1 protein-coding gene is annotated in these 513 nt (G+C 73.5%); it reads right to left on the bottom strand.

The window, feature by feature from the left end; all coding sequences use genetic code 11:
- The coding region (locus SM757_RS35045) for an Ig-like domain-containing protein (protein WP_322468874.1) at window positions 1-513 on the bottom strand (513 nt) is incomplete at both ends.

Here is a 513-nt window from a genome sequence, read left to right as displayed (position 1 = left end):
TAGCGTGAAGCTGGTCGTACCGGTGCTGCGGTTGCCCGCCGCATCCGTGCTCGACAGCGTCACCGCCTTCAGGCCATCGCCGCCCAGCGCGAGCTGCCCTTCCACCGGCGTGGCGCTGTCCGTGTCCACGGTCCACGTGCCGTTGGCACCGGCCGTGACCTGGTAGGTCGCGCCGCCCACGCTTACGCGCACCGTGCTGCCGGCCTCGGCCGTGCCCGAGAGCACCGGCGTGGCGTCGTTGGTCAACGCGGCGGAGGTCAGCGCAGGCGCCGTCGGCGCCGTGGCGTCCAGCGTGAAGCTGGCCGTACCGGTGCTGCGGTTGCCCGCCGCATCCGTGCTCGACAGCGACACCGCCTTCAGGCCATCGCCGCCCAGCGCGAGCTGCCCTTCCACCGGCGTGGCGCTGTCCGTGTCCACGGTCCACGTGCCGTTGGCACCGGCCGTGACCTGGTAGGTCGCGCCGCCCACGCTCACGCGCACCGTGCTGCCGGCTTCGGCGGTGCCCGAGAGCAC

The organism is Azohydromonas lata, from assembly GCF_034427735.1.
GTDB classification, from domain to species: domain Bacteria; phylum Pseudomonadota; class Gammaproteobacteria; order Burkholderiales; family Burkholderiaceae_C; genus Azohydromonas; species Azohydromonas lata.
Note: the sequence above shows the minus strand (reverse complement) of the source record. Positions and strands in the feature narration are given on the sequence as shown.